General features: G+C 71.3%; 22 protein-coding genes and 1 pseudogene. 15 read left to right on the forward strand and 8 right to left on the reverse strand.

Going from position 1 to position 18137, the window contains the following annotated elements; translation table 11 throughout:
- Positions 1-30 precede the first annotated feature (30 nt).
- Positions 31-1251: an acetyl-CoA acetyltransferase gene (locus KAG51_RS11805; RefSeq protein WP_290583893.1), complete on the forward strand. Its 1221-nt coding sequence runs from the start codon at positions 31-33 to the stop codon at positions 1249-1251.
- A gap of 110 nt (positions 1252-1361) precedes the next feature.
- Here KAG51_RS11805 and KAG51_RS11810 read toward each other — a convergent pair whose 3' ends face one another.
- The gene (locus KAG51_RS11810; RefSeq protein ID WP_290583895.1) at positions 1362-1754 is read right to left on the reverse strand and encodes a nuclear transport factor 2 family protein; all 393 of its coding nucleotides are present in this window, start codon (positions 1752-1754) and stop codon (positions 1362-1364) included.
- Between the two features lie 205 nt (positions 1755-1959).
- Here KAG51_RS11810 and KAG51_RS11815 point away from each other — a divergent pair, with 205 nt between their 5' ends.
- Complete coding sequence (locus tag KAG51_RS11815) at positions 1960-3234, forward strand: ABC transporter substrate-binding protein (RefSeq protein ID WP_290583897.1); 1275 nt, start codon at positions 1960-1962, stop codon at positions 3232-3234.
- Positions 3235-3467: 233 nt separating this feature from the next.
- On the opposite strand, the gene KAG51_RS11820 is transcribed toward KAG51_RS11815, so the two are convergent.
- A complete protein-coding gene (locus KAG51_RS11820) occupies positions 3468-4313 on the reverse strand; it encodes a thioesterase family protein (protein ID WP_290583899.1) in 846 nt (281 codons plus the stop codon).
- 58 nt (positions 4314-4371) lie between these two features.
- On the opposite strand from KAG51_RS11820, the gene KAG51_RS11825 reads away from it, so the two are divergent.
- Entirely contained in the window at positions 4372-5430 is a 1059-nt protein-coding gene (locus KAG51_RS11825) for an enoyl-CoA hydratase/isomerase family protein (protein ID WP_290583901.1), read from the forward strand.
- Between the two features lie 27 nt (positions 5431-5457).
- On the opposite strand, the gene arfB is transcribed toward KAG51_RS11825, so the two are convergent.
- Both arfB and KAG51_RS11835 read right to left on the reverse strand, forming a co-directional pair.
- Positions 5458-5877, reverse strand: coding sequence for an alternative ribosome rescue aminoacyl-tRNA hydrolase ArfB (gene arfB, locus KAG51_RS11830; protein ID WP_290583903.1), 420 nt, complete (start codon positions 5875-5877; stop codon positions 5458-5460).
- A 60-nt stretch (positions 5878-5937) separates the two neighbouring features.
- Positions 5938-6366, reverse strand: coding sequence for a CBS domain-containing protein (locus tag KAG51_RS11835; protein ID WP_290583905.1), 429 nt, complete (start codon positions 6364-6366; stop codon positions 5938-5940).
- 119 nt (positions 6367-6485) lie between these two features.
- Here KAG51_RS11835 and KAG51_RS11840 point away from each other — a divergent pair, with 119 nt between their 5' ends.
- Positions 6486-6938, forward strand: coding sequence for a MarR family transcriptional regulator (locus KAG51_RS11840; RefSeq protein WP_290583907.1), 453 nt, complete (start codon positions 6486-6488; stop codon positions 6936-6938).
- Positions 6939-6964: 26 nt separating this feature from the next.
- On the opposite strand, the gene KAG51_RS11845 is transcribed toward KAG51_RS11840, so the two are convergent.
- Positions 6965-7282 (reverse strand): hypothetical protein, encoded by a 318-nt coding sequence (locus tag KAG51_RS11845; RefSeq protein ID WP_290583909.1) that lies wholly within the window; start codon positions 7280-7282, stop codon positions 6965-6967.
- Positions 7283-7528: 246 nt separating this feature from the next.
- On the opposite strand from KAG51_RS11845, the gene KAG51_RS11850 reads away from it, so the two are divergent.
- The 5 genes from KAG51_RS11850 to KAG51_RS11870 all read left to right on the forward strand — a co-directional run bounded on the left by KAG51_RS11850 (position 7529) and on the right by KAG51_RS11870 (position 10614).
- Positions 7529-8386 carry an SDR family oxidoreductase gene (locus KAG51_RS11850; protein WP_290583911.1) on the forward strand — a complete coding sequence of 286 codons (858 nt, stop codon included), beginning with the start codon at positions 7529-7531 and terminating at the stop codon, positions 8384-8386.
- A 25-nt stretch (positions 8387-8411) separates the two neighbouring features.
- Positions 8412-9002, forward strand: coding sequence for a flavodoxin family protein (locus KAG51_RS11855; protein ID WP_290583913.1), 591 nt, complete (start codon positions 8412-8414; stop codon positions 9000-9002).
- 29 nt (positions 9003-9031) lie between these two features.
- A complete protein-coding gene (locus tag KAG51_RS11860) occupies positions 9032-9379 on the forward strand; it encodes a hypothetical protein (protein ID WP_290583915.1) in 348 nt (115 codons plus the stop codon).
- 72 nt (positions 9380-9451) lie between these two features.
- Positions 9452-10390 carry an iron-containing redox enzyme family protein gene (locus KAG51_RS11865; RefSeq protein WP_290583917.1) on the forward strand — a complete coding sequence of 313 codons (939 nt, stop codon included), beginning with the start codon at positions 9452-9454 and terminating at the stop codon, positions 10388-10390.
- Positions 10387-10614 carry a CDGSH iron-sulfur domain-containing protein gene (locus KAG51_RS11870; protein ID WP_290583919.1) on the forward strand — a complete coding sequence of 76 codons (228 nt, stop codon included), beginning with the start codon at positions 10387-10389 and terminating at the stop codon, positions 10612-10614. Before KAG51_RS11865 ends, KAG51_RS11870 begins: the two co-directional genes overlap by 4 nt.
- A gap of 15 nt (positions 10615-10629) precedes the next feature.
- Here the strand turns inward: KAG51_RS11870 and KAG51_RS11875 are convergent, their stop codons facing one another.
- A complete protein-coding gene (locus KAG51_RS11875; protein WP_290583921.1) occupies positions 10630-11805 on the reverse strand; it encodes an alcohol dehydrogenase catalytic domain-containing protein in 1176 nt (391 codons plus the stop codon).
- A 205-nt stretch (positions 11806-12010) separates the two neighbouring features.
- On the opposite strand from KAG51_RS11875, the gene KAG51_RS11880 reads away from it, so the two are divergent.
- The gene (locus KAG51_RS11880; RefSeq protein ID WP_290583923.1) at positions 12011-12154 is read left to right on the forward strand and encodes a GPGG-motif small membrane protein; all 144 of its coding nucleotides are present in this window, start codon (positions 12011-12013) and stop codon (positions 12152-12154) included.
- A 99-nt stretch (positions 12155-12253) separates the two neighbouring features.
- Positions 12254-12529, forward strand: a complete 276-nt coding sequence (locus tag KAG51_RS11885) for a Rho termination factor N-terminal domain-containing protein (RefSeq protein ID WP_290583925.1) — start codon at positions 12254-12256, stop codon at positions 12527-12529.
- 26 nt (positions 12530-12555) lie between these two features.
- On the opposite strand, the gene KAG51_RS11890 is transcribed toward KAG51_RS11885, so the two are convergent.
- Positions 12556-13236, reverse strand: coding sequence for a sigma-70 family RNA polymerase sigma factor (locus KAG51_RS11890; protein ID WP_290583927.1), 681 nt, complete (start codon positions 13234-13236; stop codon positions 12556-12558).
- Between the two features lie 251 nt (positions 13237-13487).
- Positions 13488-13958, reverse strand: coding sequence for a hypothetical protein (locus KAG51_RS11895; protein ID WP_290583929.1), 471 nt, complete (start codon positions 13956-13958; stop codon positions 13488-13490).
- Between the two features lie 81 nt (positions 13959-14039).
- Between KAG51_RS11895 and KAG51_RS11900 the strand changes: the two genes are divergently transcribed.
- The 4 genes and pseudogenes from KAG51_RS11900 to KAG51_RS11915 form a co-directional block, all read left to right on the forward strand.
- Positions 14040-14687: a class I SAM-dependent methyltransferase gene (locus KAG51_RS11900; RefSeq protein WP_290583931.1), complete on the forward strand. Its 648-nt coding sequence runs from the start codon at positions 14040-14042 to the stop codon at positions 14685-14687.
- Positions 14688-14980: 293 nt separating this feature from the next.
- A complete protein-coding gene (locus tag KAG51_RS11905) occupies positions 14981-16696 on the forward strand; it encodes a glycoside hydrolase family 16 protein (protein WP_290583933.1) in 1716 nt (571 codons plus the stop codon).
- Between the two features lie 155 nt (positions 16697-16851).
- Positions 16852-17319: a DUF5709 domain-containing protein gene (locus tag KAG51_RS11910; RefSeq protein WP_290583935.1), complete on the forward strand. Its 468-nt coding sequence runs from the start codon at positions 16852-16854 to the stop codon at positions 17317-17319.
- A gap of 604 nt (positions 17320-17923) precedes the next feature.
- Positions 17924-18137 (forward strand): annotated as a pseudogene (locus KAG51_RS11915) (HNH endonuclease); the annotation flags it as partial.

Consider the following 18137-nt stretch of genomic DNA (forward strand, 5'->3'; position numbering starts at 1 on the left):
GGAGCCGTCCCCGGCGTGAGTGAGGTTCGTATGTCCGCTTCCAACGTGTGGATCCTGGGGGGTCACCAGACGGACTTCGCGCGCAACTGGGTGCGCGAGGGCAAGGACTTCGCCGATCTCACCTCCGAGGTCGTCGACGCCACGCTCGCGAGCTCGGGCGTGGACCCGACCACGATCGGTGTCGTGCACGTGGGCAACGCCTTCGGCCAGCTCTTCACGGGCCAGGGCCACCTCGGCACGATGCCGGCCACGGTCCGGGAGGAGCTGTGGGGCCTGCCGTCGTCGCGGCACGAGGCCGCGTGCGCCTCCGGCAGCATCGCGCTCCTGAGCGCGATGTCCGACCTGCAGGCCGGGCACTACGACGCCGCGCTCGTCGTCGGCGTCGAGCTGCAGAAGTCGGTCCCCGGCGACAAGGCCGCGGAGTACCTCGGCGCCGCCGCCTGGATCGGCCACGAGGGCCAGGACGCCACGTTCATGTGGCCCTACATGTTCTCCAAGATCGCCGAGGAGTACGACCGCCGCTACGGCCTCGACCTGAGGCACCTGCACGCGATCTCGGCGAAGAACTTCGCCAACGCCAAGGTCAACCCCAACGCCCAGACGCGGGGCTGGGACATCCCGGACCTGCTGGCCGCCGGCGGCGACGACACCGTCAACCCGCCGGTCGAGGGTGTCCTGCGACGCTTCGACTGCAGCCAGATCACCGACGGCGGTGCGGGACTCGTGCTGGTGACCGACGCGTACCTGGCGGCCCACCCGCACGTGAAGCCCCTCGGGCGGCTCGCGGGCTGGGGTCACCGCGCCGTCGGCACGGGCCTGGCCCAGAAGCTGGAGCGCAGCGCCGACGACGACTACGTCATGCCGCACCTGCGCCAGACGGTGCTGGACGCCTTCGGCCGCGCCGGCATCGACCTGGACTCCCTCGACGGGCTCGAGACGCACGACTGCTTCTCGGCCAGCGAGTACCTGGCGATCGACCACCTCGGCCTGACCGAGCCCGGGGCGTCCTGGAAGGCGATCGAGAACGGTGAGACCCAGATCGGGGGGACGTTGCCGATCAATCCCAGCGGTGGGCTGATCGGCGGCGGCCACCCGGTCGGAGCCAGTGGCGTCCGCATGCTGCTCGACGCGACCAAGCAGGTCAGTGGAACCGCCGGGGCCTACCAGGTCGAGGGGGCCGAGCACTTCGCCACGCTCAACTTCGGCGGCAGCACCGCCACGACCGTGAGCTTCGTGGTCGCCCGCGACTGACCCGCCGTGCGGCGCACGACGACGCCCACCGAGCCTTCGGGGCTCGGTGGGCGTCGTCGTGGTGCCGGGGCGAGGGCGGCCCCGCCCCGGCGGTCTGAGGGGCTGCGGTCTCAGGGACGCATCGCCGCGGCCTGGCGGGAGTCCAGGTACTCGTCGAGGCGCGAGATGCGGCCCTCGTCGTTGACCTGCACCACGACGCACGCGTGCAGCTCGACGGGCTCGCCGGAACGGATGTGCACGCCGCGCAGGACGTGCTGCTGCACGACGCCGCCGTCGAACAGCTGGATGCGGCGATCGTCGTAGGAGCGGTCGCGTACCCAGGTGTGCATCTTCTCGAGCACCACGGCGTTCTCGGCCACGGTCTGCACGCGGTTGTCGTGGTTGTGCCAGATCACCGCGTCGTCGGCGTAGATCGAGAACAGGTCGGTGGCGTCGCCGGCCTCGGCCGCCGCGATGATGCGGTCGAGGAGCTGGACGTGGGGGTGGCGGCCGGTGTCAGTCATGCCGGGGACTGTAGCCGAGTCACTTTGATAAGTGAAGTAATCGGCCGTTCGTCCTTGTTTTCCAGGAATAGTTCGGACGAGGGCTTGACGGCGAGTCACTCTGCTTCGTAGAGTCCCACCGTTAGTTGTAGTGACGCGTGTCACTCAGTCCGCGATCTCGGCGCCCCGCGCTGCGACGCGGCTTCCCACCACCGAGAGGTCAATCATGAGCAGCTACCGTCGTCTGGGTCGGGTGATCCCAGCAGGTGCCGTCGCCGCAGTCCTGGTGCTGAGCGGGTGTTCGCAGGGGTCGAGTGACGACTCGGCGGGATCGGATTCGGACGGCTTCTACAGCGTCGACGACTGCACCGATCCGGCGGCCGCCACCGCGGAGATCACCGGTGACATCAAGGTCGGGTACAGCCTGCCGCTCTCCGGTCCCGTCGCCGGCCCCGCCGCGATCAGCACGGCCGGCTACGACGCCCGCATCAAGGCGTACAACGACGCCGGCGGGCTCGACGGCCAGAAGATCGAGGTCGTCTACAAGGACGACGCGTTCGCGCCCGACAAGGCCAAGTCCAACGCGGTCGACCTGATCCAGAACGACGAGGTCGACGTCGTCACGACCTTCGGTGGCGGGCAGGTCGCGGCCATGGCCGACGAGCAGAACGCCGCCTGCGTCCCGATGCTCTACCCCAGCGCCTCCAACCCGCTGACGTACAACATCGACGACTACCCCTGGACCGTGCAGTTCCTGCCGGAGTCCAGCCGCGAGGCCGACTTCGTCCTGCAGGCGATCCAGAAGAAGATGGGCGACGAGGACTACACCCTCGGCCTGGCCGTCAACCAGACCGCGAGCGGTGAGATCAACGCCGAGAGCTTCAACGAGGTGGCCGAGGAGGCCGGTGTCGAGATCGCGGCCGAGGTCCCGGCCACGGATCCGACGGCGGCGGCCACGCAGCTCAAGGAGGCCGGAGTCGACGTGGTCTACCACGTGGGCCTCACGGGCACGTGCGCACCGCTCAACGGCGCCATGGCTCGCCTCGGCTACGAGCCGAAGTACGTGATCCTGCCCGCCAACTGCGCCAACAAGGCGGAGTGGTCGGCGGTCGGCGAGGCCGGCGCGGGTGCGGTCGTCCCGCTCTTCCTGAAGAACGCGAACGATCCGGGTGCCGCGGACGACGAGGGCCTGCAGGAGTACGCCGAGCAGACCAAGGACGTCGCGTCGTCGACCGACGCCGTCACCGCCGCCGGCTGGGCCATGGCCGACATGCTCATCGCGACGATCGAGCAGGCCGCGGAGTCCGAGGACGGCCTGACGCGGGCCAGCCTGATCGAGGCCGCGCGCAACCTCGACTACACCTCGCCGATGTTCCTCGAGGGCATCTCGTGGGTCAGCACGCCCGACAAGCTCACGGGCCTGAGCGGGTTCGAGACCGGCGTGTGGTCGGTCGAGGCCGGGGCGTTCGTCCCCGAGGGCGGCGTCATCCAGGTCGACTGACGCAGGGATCACGCACCTCCTGGCGGAGTGTGTGAGGGCCCCCGGCCCGGAGAGCGGCACCGCCGCTAACTCCGGACCGGGGGCCTTCCCCATCTCCGCCTCCCCCACTCCCCGTGCCGCTCGCGAGAGAGTTTGTTGGTGGTCAGGAGAGAGTTTGTTGGTGGTCAAGAGAGACCGTGCGCCAACAAAGTCTCTCCTGTGTACACACAAACTCTCTCGCGAGAGCAACCCGGTCAGGAGGGGGTGGGTCGGCGCTCGACCAGGAGGTTCTGGGTCACGCGGCCGATCGGCCCGTCCGCGCCGTGGAGCACGGCGTCGGCCATGCCCACTCCGTCGGCCCCCACGGAGGTCTCCGCGGCCATGCCGAACCAGGGGCCGACCGGCTCGCCGTGCACCTGCAGGGTCAGGTCGGTGTTGAGGTAGGAGAACCGGGTTGTGTCGAGCCGCGCGCCGAGGCCGTTGGCGGCGTCGGCGATCGCGATGAGCTGCGCCAGGCCCGACGTGGTCTCGTCCTGGACGAGATCCACGTCGAGGCGGACCCAGGCCGTCGTGGGCTCGCCGGGAGCCGTGCCGAGATGGACGGCCTCCCACGTGGCCGCGGCCACGAAGCCGCCGGGGTGCCAGGACTCCGGGACCGGGAAACCGGCCAGCCCGTCGACATCGCTCTCGCGCGGTCCGAGCGGGGTGTCGGCGCACCGGGCGACGTCGCCGGTCGGCTGGGTCGCGAGCCGCCAGGCCGTGGCCCGGGCCGCGGTGCGCCAGGTGCCGTCCGGGAGCCGTGCCTCCAGGGTCGCGGCCAGCTGTTCGACGCGGCGCCCTGGCCGGAGGGTGTGGGCGCTGACTCGCACGTCGGAGACCGGGACGGCGCCGAGGATGTCGACGCAGACGCGCGTGATGCGGGTTCGCTCGCGGGGGTCGAGCCGCTCCATGGCCCTGACCAGGAGGGCGGCCACCGGGCCACCGTGCTGGATCTCGGCGCCCCACGGGCTGGCGGTGTGATGGCTCGACGCGAAGGTCTCGAGCGTCCGGCCATCGGCCGTGGTGGTCTGGTCGGTCTGCCGGTAGAACGCCTCCGTCATGAGGAGATCCTCCCAGCGGGCCGAGGGCTGCCCGAGGGGGGCCTGTCAGGATGACGGGATGAGCCACGCCGACGGAACCGCCGCCAGCACGACCGTGACGACCGGGGTCGAGGCGAGCCTCGACGGATCGGTGGGGCGGATCGTCCTGGACCGCCCGCGATCCCTCAACGCGCTGACCCTGCCGATGGTCCAGGAGCTGGAGCGCGTGCTCCTGGCCTGGGTCGACGAGCCGCTGCGCGCCATCACGATCTCGAGCACGAGCGAGCGCGCCTTCTGCGCCGGAGGCGACATCCGGCAGGTGCGGCAGAACACGCTCGACGGCGCGGAGTCGGCGAGTCTGGAGTTCTTCGCGACGGAGTACCGCGTCAACCACCTGCTGGCCGCATCGCGGGCCCCGGTCGTGGCGCTCGTGGACGGCATCTGCATGGGCGGAGGGCTGGGCCTCTCGGTGCACGGCGCCTTCCGCGTGGTGGGTGACGCGGCGGTCCTGGCGATGCCCGAGACGTCGATCGGCTTCTTCCCCGACGTCGGCGCGACGCACTTCCTGCCGCGCCTGCCCGGGGAGATCGGGACCTATCTCGGGCTCACCGGGGCCCGGGTCTCGGCGGCCGACGCCGTGGGGATCGGCCTGGCCACGCACCACGTGCCGTCGGCCGGCCTCGGGGCGGTCGCGGACCGACTGGCCGCCGACGATCGCCCCGTCGAGCTCGTGCTGGCCGAGCTGACCACCGCGGCGGGCGAGTCGGAGCTCGTGGCCCGGCGCGCGCAGATCGACCGGACCTTCGACGCCGACTCGGTCGACGCGATCCTCGACGCGCTGCGCGGCGAGGGCACCGCCTGGGCCGACGCGACGATCGAGGTGCTGGAGTCGGCGTCCCGTCAGAGCCTCGACCTCACGCTCGACCTGCTCCGCCGCGGCGCCGACCTGTCGTTGCGGGAGTGCCTCGACCTGGAGCTGCGGGCCGCGGAGGGCGCGATGCGGACCCCGGACTTCGTCGAGGGGGTGCGGGCCGTGCTGGTCGACAAGGATCGTGCCCCGCAGTGGGGACAGTCCCGGTACCAGGGGATGACGGCCGAGGGCCACGCCGTGTGGTCGGGGGCCCCGGCCGTCCCGTGACGTGCGGCGCCAGCCGCGCGGCGGGACTCAGTCCCAGCCGCCGCCACGTCCGCGCTTGAGGTCGCCGCGCCGCTTCTTGGCGTCGAGCCGCCGCACCTGCGAGCCGCGGGAGGGCTTCGTGGCGCGCCGCGGTCGCGGCGGCACGATCGCGCGGGCCACGAGCTGCTCCAGCCGCACCCGTGCCGCGTCACGGTTGCGCAGCTGCGAGCGGTACTGCGACGAGACCACGGTGATGCGTCCGTCGACGAGGCGGCTGCGCAGCGCCGTCAGCGCGCGCTCACGCTGCTCCCGCGTCAGGGCCTGGGTCGACTCCAGCGACCAGATGAGCTCGACGCGGGTGTCGCTCGTGTTGACGTGCTGGCCGCCCGGACCGCCCGACCGGCTGAAGCGCCACGAGATCTCCGACTCCGGGATCGTGACCCGAGGCTCACGGGGTGCGTGACTCACGGGGCGACCTTCCGAGCGGAACCTGCAGGGCACCGCGACAGGACACGTCGCGGTCGGGGATCAGCCTTGCACGTAGGAGCTCAGCTGGTCACGCTCGAACTCGAGGGCGTCCATGCGCTGCTTGACGGCGTCGCCGACGCTGAGCAGCCCGACGAGCTCGCCGCCCGCCACCACCGGGACGTGGCGCACGCGGCGGCGCGTCATAAGTGCCATCAGGTCGTCGGCCGAGTCGTCCAGGCCGCACGTGACGACCTCGGCGACCATGATCGCGTCGACGGTCGCGCTCCCGGGGTCGTCGACGCCCCGCAGCTTGCGCACGACGTCGCGCTCCGAGACGATGCCGGCGACGTGGGTGCCGTCATGGCTGACGACGAGTGCACCCACGTCGTGCTCGGCGAGCCGGTCCAGGAGCTCGGCGACGGTGGCGCCGGGCTCGATCGTGTGGACCGTCGCGGATCCCTTGCTGGTCAGGACGTCCTTGACGCGCATCAGACATCGGCCTCCCGGGTCGTGTCCTTTGAGTGTGAGTCACATCACATCAGGAGGCAAGGGTGAGACGGCTCCGCCTGGCCGCGACGGGGCGGGCCGCCGTGGCTACGATCGGGCGCGTGGAGGACGACCGGCCAGACCCCCTCGCGCTCGAGGAGCAGATCTGCTTCGGCCTCGCGGTCGCCGCGCGCAGCGTCGTCGCCGCCTACGGGGCGGTGCTCCAGCCCCTCGGGCTGACGCATCCGCAGTACCTGGTCATGCTGGCGCTGTGGCAGCACGACCGGGCCAGCATCACCGACCTCGCGCGCCTGCTGCACCTCGAGCCCGGCACGGTGTCACCCCTCGTGCGCCGGCTCGAGCACGCGGGCCTCGTCGAGCGCACTCGGTCGACGCGCGACCAGCGTGCGCTTGAGGTCTCGCTGACCCCGCGGGGCGTCGGGCTGCGCCGCGAGGCGCTCGCCGTGCCGGAGCAGATGCTGGCGCGACTGGGGATGTCGGTCGAGGACCTGACTCGGGCGAACGCGCTGCTGCGCGCCATCATCGGCGCAGCCGAGGCGTCGCCCGACGGCTGAGCGCCGCCGTCGCGGAGTGTCCGGGGTCAGCCCCAGATCCACCAGGCGGCGACCAGCGGCACCGCCACCGGGGCCAGCGCCCAGAGCGGGGTCATGGGCCGGTGGCCCAGGATGAGTCGCGTCACGGCGATGGCCACGGTCGTGACGAAGGCCGTCACGACGAGCAGGATGACGGCGTCGCTGGTGCGGCCCTGCGCCTCGACGTGGTGGGCCACGACCGGCAGGGCGATGACGCCGTGTCCGATGACCGTGAGGAAGCCGAGCGCGGCGACCCGTCGGCGGACCCGGTTGAGGGCGGCGAGCTCGCGCCGGTACTCCTCGGCGGACAGAGAGTCGGTGGACACATGCTGAGTGTACTCAGGATGTGAGGGACCGAGGCGCCGACGTCAGCCGCCAGGCGGGCCGGTGCCGCGCGGCATGCATGGCCTCGGGTCCCGGGGGTACGAACCGGGGAGACGATCTTGCCCGTCCCCGAGGAGCCCTCATGACGCTGACGCCCGAGCCCGCCCCCGTCGATCCCGACGACGTCCCCCAGGAGCCGCTGCCCGGTGTCCCGGCCGGCCCCCAGACCACCGACCCGGAGGCCCCCCATGAGTGACGGATTCCCCGCCCAGCAGCAGGACCCGCCCGGCCTCACCGGGCCGATGCGGCCGCAGCCCGATCACGGCGAGAGCTCCTACGTCGGAGCGGGCCGCCTGGAGGGACGCAGGGCCCTCGTCACCGGTGGCGACTCGGGGATTGGTCGCGCCGTCGTGCTCGCTTTCGCCCGGGAGGGCGCCGATGTCGCCTTCACGTACCAGGACGGTGAGCGGGCCGACGCCGACGCCACGGTCGCCGCGACGGCCGACACCGGCCGGACGATCGTGCCGATCGAGACCGACCTGCGTGAGCGCGAGCAGTGCGACGCGGTCGTGCGCCGCACGGTGGAGGAGCTCGGCGGGCTCGACGTGCTCGTCAACAATGCCGGCTTCCAGATGGCCCGGGAGAGCGGCATCGAGGAGATCACCGACGAGTCGCTCGACTCGACGTTCAAGACCAACCTCTACGCGCTGGTCTGGTTGACCCGGGCCGCGGCGCCGGCCCTGCGTGAGCGTCGCGGGACGATCGTCAACAACACCTCGATCCAGGCGTACGAGCCGTCGACCTCGCTGATCGACTACGCGGCCACCAAGGCGGCGATCAACAACATGACGGTGAACCTCGCGGCCCAGCTCGGACCGCAGGGGATCCGGGTGAACGCCGTCGCGCCGGGGCCGATCTGGACCCCCCTCCAACCCGCCACGCAGCCGCCGGAGAAGCTCGAGCAGTTCGGTTCCGACACCCCGCTCGGGCGCGCCGGTCAGCCGGCCGAGGTGGCGCCCGCGTTCGTGTTCCTGGCCTCGGAGCAGACCGCGAGCTACGTCTCCGGCACGGTGCTCGGCGTCACGGGCGGCAAGCCCGTCTTCTGACCGGCCCGATCTCGCAGGAGCAGACATGAAGGCAGTTCTGGTCAACGCGACCCTCAAGGCCTCGCCGGACCCCTCGAACACCGGTGACCTCGCAGAGGTGGTGCTCGAGGAGCTGCGCCACCGTGGTGTCTCGGTCCAGCAGTTCCGTCTCGCCGACCTCGCGATCGACCACGGGGTGGTCACGCAGGGCGGCGACGGCGACGAGTGGCCCCGCGTCCACGACGCGATCGTCGACGCCGAGATCCTCGTGGTCGCCACCCCCACGTGGGTCGGCCGGCCGTCGTCCTACGCCCAGCAGATGCTCGAACGCCTCGACGCCATGATCTCCGAGACCCGCAGCGACGGGCGGCCCCTCGCGTACGGCAAGGTCGCCGGCGTCGTCGTGACGGGCAACGAGGACGGGGCGCACCACGTGATCAGCGAGATCAGTGGGGGCTTGGTCGACATCGGCTTCACGATCCCCGGTCAGGCCTGGACGTACTGGAACCGCGGGCCCGGCCCCGGGCCGGAGTACGCCGAGACGGCCGAGGGACACGAGTGGTCCGAGGACACGGGGCGCACGATGGCTCGGCACCTGCACGAGGTCGCCGACGCGCTCGGCGTCCTGCGCGAGTGATCTGCAGAAATCGACGAAGGAGGACGATCGTGCCGAGCACGAATCCCGGTGCCCACGACCCGAGCGACGTGGAGGCCGTCAAGCGCCACCCGCCGTCCGGGATACGTCCCGACGGCACTCCTAAGGACCCGCCGCCGGTGCCGCAGACGCGTCGCAGGTCGCTGGTGCGCCGCACCACGCGCCGCTACCTGGTCCTGCTCGGTGTCGCCGCCGTGATGGTCGCCGTCGCGGTGATCGGCCTCGCCATCGGGGGCGACGAGGAGACCGGGCGCACCGTGATCTTCACCGGTGTTGGGCTCATCGGCGCTCTCCTCGCCCTCGCCGCGACGATCTGGCGGGGCAAGGTGGGCGACGACCTCGACGAGGCGAAGCTCTGATGGCACCGACCGGTTCGGGGGTGCGCCGGCGGGGTACTCCCGCTCCATGCAGATCGTGACGTGGGGTCCGGCGTGCTGACGCCGAAGGCCCGGGGGCCGCTGAGCGCGGCCGTGGTCGATGCGTTGCACGGCGCCGCGCGCCCACAGTGGGACGACGTCCCGCCCGCTGACGAGAACGACCTCCAGCTGAGTCTGTGGGTGCTCTACGAGTTGAGCTTCCGCGGCTTCGAGGACGTCGACGCCGCTCGGGAGTGGGATCCGCACCTGCTGGACCTCCGGGGCCGGCTGGAGGGCCCGCTCGAACAGCGGTGGCGGCAACGCGCGTCCGCCACCGAGGTCGGAGACCCGTTCCCCGACGAGCTGATGCGACTCATCGAGGATCACGGCGGCGCCTCGCTGGCGGGCTTCGTGCGACGTGAGGCGACGCGCGACCAGGTGCTCGAGCTGATGCGGTGGCGCAGCGTCTACCACCTGAAGGAGGCCGACCCGACCTCCTTCACCCTGCCGCGCCTGCCGGTGCGGGCGCAGGCAGCTCTCGCGGCGCTGCAGTACGACGAGTACGGCGGCGGGGACCCGGCCCGCCTGCACCGCCACCTGTTCGCCTGCGGCATGTCCGACGCCGGACTTCGCCCCGACGAGGGGGCCTACGTCGACGATGCGCCGGCCATCGTGCTCGAGCAGAACAATGCGCTGTCGATGTTCGGCCTGCACCGCCGTCTGCGGGGGGCCTCGTCGGGGCACCTCGCCGCGTTCGAAGCCACGAGCTCGCTGCCGTCGCGCAAGATGGCTGGCGGCATCCGGCGCGTGGGTCTGCCGGAGTCCCTGGCTGCGTACTACGACGAGCACGTGGAGGCCGACGCGGTCCACGAGCAGCTCGCCGTGCGCCTGATCTGCGGGACCCTCGTCGAGGACGAGCCCGAGACGCGTGCCGACGTCGTGCTCGGAGCGTTCACGTGCCTCGACCTCGAGAACCGGTTCGCCACGTGGGCCCTGGACCGGTGGGCCGCATGAGCGGCGGCGCTGGGCGCGACGAGGGGCCCCGGGCCCGACCGGACATCGTGCTGTGTCCCGGGGGCCCGATGCTGGTGTTCGGCGACCTCGTGGTCGAGGACGACCAGGGCCAGCAGCACCACACCCACCGCCCCGTCAGTGCCATCTGCCGGTGCGGGAAGTCGTCCTCGGCGCCGTGGTGCGACGGCACCCACAAGGCGCTGCCCGACCGGCAGCGCCCGTGAGCGCCGCCCCGCCCGTCATGGCGTGAAGACGATCTTGATCGCGTCGTCCTCCTTGGCCTGGAACGTCGCATAGGCCTCGGGCGCCTCGGCGAGCGGAACGCGATGGGTTGCGAACGTCTCCAGGCCCAGCGGGTCGCCGTCGGCGAGCGCGAGCGGCAGCGCATCGTCGAGCCAGCGCCGCACGTTGGCCTGCCCCGTGCGGATCGTCAGCTGTTTGTCGAAGATGGTCTGCATCGGCAGGGTGTCCGCCGCCCCCGCGTACACGCCAGCCAGCGAGATCGTCGCCCCGCGTCGGGCGGCGTCGATGGCCAGGCGCAGGGCCGAGAGACGGTCGACGCTCGCGTTCTTCATGAGCGGCTGCGCCAAGGCGTCGGGAAGCAGGCCCGCGACACGCTGGGCCGCCTCGGCGAAGGGCGAGCCGTGCGCCTCCATCCCGACGGCGTCGATCACGGCATCGGCTCCGCGGCCGGCGGTGAGGTCGCGGACCTGGTCGGCGGAGTCGGGGCCCAGCTCGACCGTCTCGACTCCGAGCCGGGCCGAACGGCGCAGCCGCGCTCCGACCAGGTCGATCCCGAGCACGCGGACACCGCGGTGCAGGGCGATGCGCGCGGCCATCTCGCCGATGGGTCCGAGGCCGACGACCAGCAGCGTCTCGCCGGGCTGCACGCCCGTGTACTCGACCGACTGCCACGCCGTCGGGACGACGTCCGACAGGTAGACGAATCGTTCGTCGGGAAGATCCGACTCGATCTTGAGCGGACCGAAGTCGGCGTGCGGCACGCGCAGGAGCTCTGCCTGGCCACCGGGGACCGCGCCGTAGAGGTCGGTGTAGCCGAACAGCTGCGCTCCCATCCCGTGGTCGGTCACCTGCGTGGTCTCGCACTGCGTGTGCAGACCGCGGTCGCACATGAAGCACGAGCCACAGCTGATCTGGAACGGCACCACGACGCGGTCACCCACCTCGAGGTTCGGCACTGCGGGACCCTTCTCGACCACCACTCCCATGGGCTCGTGGCCGAGGATGTCGCCGGGATGGAGAAAGGCGCCGAGGGTCTCGTACAGGTGCAGGTCTGAGCCGCACAGGCCCGTCGTGGTGACGTCGATGACGATGTCGTTCGGCTGCTCGATCGTCGGGTCGGGAACGTCCTCCACCCGGACGTCGCGTCGGCCCTGCCAGGTGAGCGCCTTCATAGGTCCTCCATGTGGTGGCAACGATTCGGAACTTCCGTCGACGTACCCCAGGGTCCGGGCGAACAAACGCGAAGACCCGGCCCGGTACGGGTCCCGAGCTCCGACACTCATCCGTAATCCGGCTCAGGATGCGGTTCCCGGCGGCGCCGATAACGTCATAGGTCAGCCCAGATGTCAAGGGCCAGCCCACGTAAGGAGCACAATCATGGATCTCATTCTGTGGATCATTGCCGTCGTCCTCGTCGTCTCCGGTGTCTTCGCGCTGCTGCGCAAGGAGATGCTCTGGGGCATCGTCCTGATCGTCGTCGGTCTGCTCGTCGGACCGGGTGGAGTCAGCCTCTTCACCTGATGTCCTGAGGGAGGGAGCACCACACCCCGGCACCGATTCCTCGGTGCCGGGGTGTGGTGTGTCGGTGGAGGGGTACCCCACTGGCCAAGGAGGACTGACATGCCGGAGAAGGACACCCCGAACAGCGTGAAGAACCCCGAGATGTACGAGTCGCTGCGCGAGGACGGGGCATCGAAGGAGAAGGCGGCGCGGATCTCGAACGCGGCGGCGCAGAAGGGCCGCTCGGAGTCGAGTGTCGGCGCCAAGGGCGGCCGCGCAGGCTCGTACGAGGACTGGACCGTCGAAGACCTGCGGGGCCGCGCGAAGGAGCTCGGCCTCAGCAACTACTCCGACCTGCGCAAGGACGAGCTGATCGCGGCCCTGCGGGACCACTGACAGCGATGAGTTCGCGTCGCGGGCGCTCAGGCCGCCTCGGTGGCGCCAGGGCCCTCGGCTGCGGCCCGCAGACGTCCCAGGAGGGCCGAGATGCGGCGGGACACCTGCATCTGGCTGATGCCGATCTGGTCGGCGATCTCCTGCTGCGTCAGGTCGTCCACGAAGCGCCACTGCAACAGCTGCCGGTCCTCGCGCGGCAGGTCGCGGCACAGGCGCGTGAAGGTGACCCAGCCGTCGACGACGTCGAAGCGGCCGTCCACGCAGCCCATCTCGTGGCCGGCTTCGTACGCCGCCTCGATCGAGTCCGGGGTGAAGCACCCGCGAGCCGCGACGGCCTCGGTGAGCTCGCTCGCGGGGACGCCGAGACGCCCCGACAGGTCGGCGATCTGGGCCGTGGTGATGTCGGTGCCGTCGTGCTCCGCGCCGAGGCGTGACTGGAGCTCCTGCACGCGGCGCGGGGGGCGCACGCCCCACGCACGGTCGCGGAAGTGGCGTTTCAGCTCGCCGCGGATCGTGGCCGTGGCGAAGGCGGCGAAGGCCCCACGTTCCTCCTCGAACCCGGCAGCGGCCTTGACGAGGGCAAGACGAGCCACTTGCTCGAGGTCATCGGCGTCGACCCCGCGGCCGCGGTAGCCGCGCGCGAGCCGTGCTGCCAGTGGAAGGTGGTCAACGATGAGCTGGTGCTGGTCGTGCGCGGTGGCAGCCATGGTTCATCCCCCCGGACGTCGCTGGTGCATCGGTGGCTGCTGCTCAACCAAGGTCCACGCTGACACCGGTCCGAGGGCCCCGCAACCGGACGGCGGCGCCGCCACGTGACGGCATGCGGGTCCGCCTGATCTGGCCGCGGCGGACAGGAGCCGGGCCCGCGGCGCATGAGTCCGGCCGAGACCGGGTACTGCGCAGGCAAGCGGCCCTGTTGAGCACCCAGCAGGGCCGCGTCTGCGTCGGTGGCGCGGGCCTAGGTGGCCGACCACGCGCGGCGCGCGGCCACTCGGTGGAGGTCTGTGACCTGCTCGATCTGTCGCTGCCCCTGGGCCAGGAGCCGCTCGAGGGCATCACGCTCCTCCTCGAGGCCCTCGACCTCGAGGAGCGCCTTCCACCCGGCGACCTTGCCGGACAGGGCGTCGTGCATCGACTCCAGGTCGATCACGTCGGTCAGCGGGGTGCGGTGCAGGAGGTGGCCGTTCGGCTTGAGCCGACCGAGGCGCTCGCCGAGCTTCGCGGTGACCTGCGCCAGCGTGGGTTCGGTCGAGCCGAGTCGCTTCACCAGGCCGCGCAGCCAGTCACGTTCCTCGACGAGCTCGTGGCGGATCCGAGCCGTCGTGGCGCGGGCCTCGGGGTCGTGCAGATCGGCACCGCGACCGAACAGCTCGAGCCCGGCCGCCGCGCCGGTGAGGTGGATGCGGACGTAGTGCGCAAGGAGGTCCATGCTGAGGAAGTACCCGGCAGCACGCGGCGCATGTACTGCGGTGCAGGGGGAACCCCTGGGCCGACACCGAGGAGGACGATGATGCACGAGCTCGATGTGGACGACCCGGCGTCGGCGGGGGAGCCGCGGGGACGGGTGACGTTCGGGCCGGTCGACATCGGTTTCGACGACCGTGTCCTCGTGCCGCGGCCCTGGACCATCGCTCAGGCCAGGTGGGCCCGGGAGATGCTTCAGTCGCTGTCGGTGGGCGACGTCCTGGAGCTGTGCAGCGGGGCGGGCCACATCGGACTGGCCGCCGTGCACGGCACGGGGCGTCGCCTCGTGCAGGTCGACCAGGACGAGCATGCCTGCGAGCTGGCCCGCGCCAACGCCCGCACGGCCGGGGTCGACAGTGACGTGCGGTGCGGACCCATGACGCGGGCCCTCGACGACGACGAGCTCTTCGCCGTGGTCATCGCCGACCCGCCGTGGGTCCCGACGGCCGGTGTGACGGCATTCCCGGACGACCCGGTCTGGGCGATCGACGGCGGCGACGACGGCCTGGACCTCGCGCGCGAGTGCGTGCAGGTGGCCGGCCGGCACCTCACCCCGGACGGTGTCCTGGTCCTCCAGCTGGGGTCGGTCGAGCAGTGCGCGAAGCTCGAGACCACGGTGCAGGCGTGCGGTCTGGTCACGGCGGAGACACGCACCCTCGACGGCGGAGCGCTCGCCCTGCTGTGTCGCCGCTGAGCGTCCGACCGGCGACCCGGCGGAGCCCGTTCGAGACAGCAATTCAGCCAAGATCACGCGACCTCTCGCCAGAGGTCCCGGACTTTGGTACTTTCGGTCGAGGAGGAGAGTTCTGACTCGCGAGCTTGGGAGGGCGACCGAGTTGATGCGGCGGACCGTCGCATCCGTGACTCTCCATGGAGAGGGAGACTCACATGATCGCCACCCGTCGGTGGCGAGGTTCGGCGGGCGCATGTCGTCTGTTCGTCGTATCCATCGCCGCAGCAACGATGTCCAGCCTGACCCTGGTCGGGATGTCCACCACCGCCTCGGCGGCCGAGCTGTTCACGGCCACCGAGACGTCCACGCAGACCCAGACCGTGACGGTTCAGGAGTGGGCGACGGTCGGCGAGTTCGTCGGATACGGCACGGCCACCGCCACCGCCACCGCGACGGCCACGGTGTCGCACACGTCCGAGGCGGCGTGGGAGGCCAGCTACTGGGCGATCTGGAACGCCTGGTTCACCGCGGTCGAGCAGGCGCAGGCCAAGGCCGACGCGCAGGCGCGGCCCATCGCCAAGGCAGCCGCCCAGGCTGACGCCCAGGCGCAGGCCGATCTCGCGGCTCAGGGGTATGACGCCACGACCACGTGGACGGCCACCGAGACCGTCACGGTGGAGGAGACGCACCTGATCGGCGACGTCGTGGGGCACGGCTCCGCGACGGCGACGGCGACGGCGACGGCGAGCGGCAGCGCTCACGCCGCCTCACAGGCCGAGGCCGACTGGTGGGCGATGTGGAACGCCTACGTCGCGGCCGCCACTGAGGCCCAGGCACAGGCCGACGCGGAGGCGCGTCCGATCGCGAAGGCACGGGCGCAGGCCGACGCCGAGGCACAGATCGCCGCCGGCATCTCGGCCACGGAGTCCTGGACCGCCACGGAGACCGTCACGGTCAACGAGACCGCCACGGTCGGTGACTTCGTGGGCCACGGCACGGCGACGTCGACCAAGACCGTCACCTCGACCAAGACCGTCACCTCCACCTCGCACTGGGAGGCCTACTACTGGGCCGTCCTGGCGGCGCACGCCGACGCGGTCGAGCAGGCGAAGGCGCAGGCGGACGCGGAGGCGCGCCCGATCGCCCAGGCGGCGGCGCAGGCCGATGCGCAGGCCCAGTACGACGCGGCCCAGGTGCCGGTCGACCCGGACCCGGTCGACCCGGACCCGGGCGACGGGACGCCGGAGCCCGTCGGACCGGACTGCGGGGCACCGGTCCTCAAGTCCGACGGGAGCGCTTGGGACTGCACGTTCGTCGACGAGTTCCGCGGGGACGCGCTCGACACCACCAAGTGGCACCCGCTCGACACGCTCGAGTCGTCGTTCTCCTACGGCGACTGCTTCCTGGGCGACCGCAACGTCACGGTCAGTGGCGGTGTGCTGCAGCTCTCGACGGTCCGTGAGGACGAGCCCGTCACGTGCGACCGCCTGGACGGGCCCGTCACGACCAGCTACACGTCGGCGGGCGTGACGACCTTCGGCAAGTTCTCCCAGGCCTACGGCCGCTACGAGATCCGTGCGGCGATGCCGGAGAGCAACGGTCCGGGTCTGCAGTCCGCGCTCTGGATGCTGCCGCAGGACCCGACGGGCACGTGGCCCGGCTCGGGTGAGATCGACATCGTCGAGTTCTACTCGCAGTTCCCCGACCGTCTGATCCCGGCGTTGCACTACAACTCGGTGCTGCCCTGGGGCACGCGGACCAACAACGACTGCCTCGTGTACCGGCCGACCGACTTCCACACCTACCTGCTGGAGTGGACGACCGAGAAGCTCACGATCTCGATCGACGGCACGACCTGCCTGGATCACACGATCAGCCCGATGGCGCCGCTCGTGGGTTCGGCCCCGTTCGACACGCCGTTCACGGTGAACCTGACCCAGATGCTCGGCTCGGGCGACAACGCCTTCACCGAGGGTCAGGGTGTCGATCGGGCGACGCTCCAGGTCGACTACGTCCGGGTCTGGCAGTGAGGTCGCCGCGCTGACGCAGTGACCACCGATCTGCCCCGGAGCCGTCCCCCGACGGCTCCGGGGCTCTTCCTCGTGAGCGCGGTGCTCGCCTTGCGCACGCCCGTCGCCGTGACAGGCTCGAGTTAGGCCCTGAACTCGATCACGCAGGAGGCGCCATGAGCAACGACGCACAGATGCAGCCGGAGGACTCCCTCGTGGACCGCGGGGTCGACGACGTGCTCGACGAGGGCTTCTCGCCGCCCGAGAAGCCGCGCGGCGTGTTCGCCACGGGCGTCACGGCCGAGGAGCAGGAGGAGGGAGAGTCCTTCGAGGAGCGCCTGGCTCAGGAGGTGCCGGACAACACCGGGATCACCCCGTCCGATGCGCCGGCTGGGCTCGACCTGGACGCGATGGAGTCCGACGACCCCACCGAGGCGTACGCCGGTGACGAACGGTCGGGGCGCTTGGTGGCGCCCGACGAGGGCACGGGTCTGGACGAGGACCAGCAGCAGCTCGCGAGCGACATCGGCATCGACGGGGCTGGCGCCAGCGCCGAGGAGGCCGCGGTGCACACCTGGAGCGAGGATCAGCAGGCCGCCGCCGAGGTCGAGGTCGACGAGGACCTGCGCCCCGACACCCCCTGACCCCCGCCCGGGCGGCCGCCGGTCGAGTGGCTCGCGAGCGCGGCCCCCGCCGCTGGTCGAGTGGCTCGCGAGCTCTGCGAGCGGCGGTATCGAGACCCCGCCAGGTTGCCTCGAACCGTCACCACCCCACCCGGTGGTCGAGTGCGGACCCCACCGCTGGTCGAGTGGCTCGCGAGGGACGAGCGGCCGTGGGGGTACCTCCCAGGACGAAGTCCTAGGGGGAGCGAGACCCCGGCAGGTTGCCTCGAACTGTCACCACTCCACCCGGTGGTCGAGTTGGTCCGAGGGACGAGGACCAGTGTCGAGACCCGGACGGCTGACCTCGCGCCGTCGTGACGGACAAGCAGCACGGACCAGAAGAAGGCGGTTTCCGCCGCCCGCCCACCTGCTGGTCGAGTGGCTCGCGAGCTCTGCGAGCGGCCGTATCGAGACCCCGGCAGGTCACGGCACCCCGTCACCACCGACAAGCGGCAAGGACCAGACGAAGGTGGTTTCCGTCCGCCCCGATCTGACCGGACCGCCTGTCAGAATTTCCCTGCAATGACAGCAGAAAAGTCCTGTCAGACCCGTGCTAGTCGAACATCTGTTCGACTACACTTGAACCATGGTTTCGGGGCCCACAGTGCACGCACTCCGTACCGCCGCGCACGCCGTCACCAGCACCGACCACCGATCCGCCCTGGTCGCGATCCAGACCGCCCAAGACGCCCTCGACGCCGCCAAGGCCCACCACCTGGCCGAGCTGGAACGCACCGCCGACCACGAACTCGACGGTGCTTCGACCGTCACCGCGTGGGCGCGTGACCATCTCCGCCTCG

The organism is Aeromicrobium sp. (assembly GCF_023146395.1).
Classification (GTDB): domain Bacteria; phylum Actinomycetota; class Actinomycetes; order Propionibacteriales; family Nocardioidaceae; genus Aeromicrobium.

What these genes read in the sequence shown, in the direction of transcription:
- KAG51_RS11805 (WP_290583893.1), top strand. Translation starts at nt 31, where the DNA reads ATGTCCGCTTCCAACGTGTGGATCCTGGGGGGTCACCAGACGGACTTC.
- KAG51_RS11810 (WP_290583895.1), bottom strand. Translation starts at nt 1,754, where the DNA reads ATGACTGACACCGGCCGCCACCCCCACGTCCAGCTCCTCGACCGCATC.
- KAG51_RS11815 (WP_290583897.1), top strand. Translation starts at nt 1,960, where the DNA reads ATGAGCAGCTACCGTCGTCTGGGTCGGGTGATCCCAGCAGGTGCCGTC.
- KAG51_RS11820 (WP_290583899.1), bottom strand. Translation starts at nt 4,313, where the DNA reads ATGACGGAGGCGTTCTACCGGCAGACCGACCAGACCACCACGGCCGAT.
- KAG51_RS11825 (WP_290583901.1), top strand. Translation starts at nt 4,372, where the DNA reads ATGAGCCACGCCGACGGAACCGCCGCCAGCACGACCGTGACGACCGGG.
- KAG51_RS11835 (WP_290583905.1), bottom strand. Translation starts at nt 6,366, where the DNA reads ATGCGCGTCAAGGACGTCCTGACCAGCAAGGGATCCGCGACGGTCCAC.
- KAG51_RS11850 (WP_290583911.1), top strand. Translation starts at nt 7,529, where the DNA reads ATGAGTGACGGATTCCCCGCCCAGCAGCAGGACCCGCCCGGCCTCACC.
- KAG51_RS11855 (WP_290583913.1), top strand. Translation starts at nt 8,412, where the DNA reads ATGAAGGCAGTTCTGGTCAACGCGACCCTCAAGGCCTCGCCGGACCCC.
- KAG51_RS11870 (WP_290583919.1), top strand. Translation starts at nt 10,387, where the DNA reads ATGAGCGGCGGCGCTGGGCGCGACGAGGGGCCCCGGGCCCGACCGGAC.
- KAG51_RS11875 (WP_290583921.1), bottom strand. Translation starts at nt 11,805, where the DNA reads ATGAAGGCGCTCACCTGGCAGGGCCGACGCGACGTCCGGGTGGAGGAC.
- KAG51_RS11880 (WP_290583923.1), top strand. Translation starts at nt 12,011, where the DNA reads ATGGATCTCATTCTGTGGATCATTGCCGTCGTCCTCGTCGTCTCCGGT.
- KAG51_RS11885 (WP_290583925.1), top strand. Translation starts at nt 12,254, where the DNA reads ATGCCGGAGAAGGACACCCCGAACAGCGTGAAGAACCCCGAGATGTAC.
- KAG51_RS11890 (WP_290583927.1), bottom strand. Translation starts at nt 13,236, where the DNA reads ATGGCTGCCACCGCGCACGACCAGCACCAGCTCATCGTTGACCACCTT.
- KAG51_RS11895 (WP_290583929.1), bottom strand. Translation starts at nt 13,958, where the DNA reads ATGGACCTCCTTGCGCACTACGTCCGCATCCACCTCACCGGCGCGGCG.
- KAG51_RS11900 (WP_290583931.1), top strand. Translation starts at nt 14,040, where the DNA reads ATGCACGAGCTCGATGTGGACGACCCGGCGTCGGCGGGGGAGCCGCGG.
- KAG51_RS11905 (WP_290583933.1), top strand. Translation starts at nt 14,981, where the DNA reads ATGTCCACCACCGCCTCGGCGGCCGAGCTGTTCACGGCCACCGAGACG.
- KAG51_RS11910 (WP_290583935.1), top strand. Translation starts at nt 16,852, where the DNA reads ATGAGCAACGACGCACAGATGCAGCCGGAGGACTCCCTCGTGGACCGC.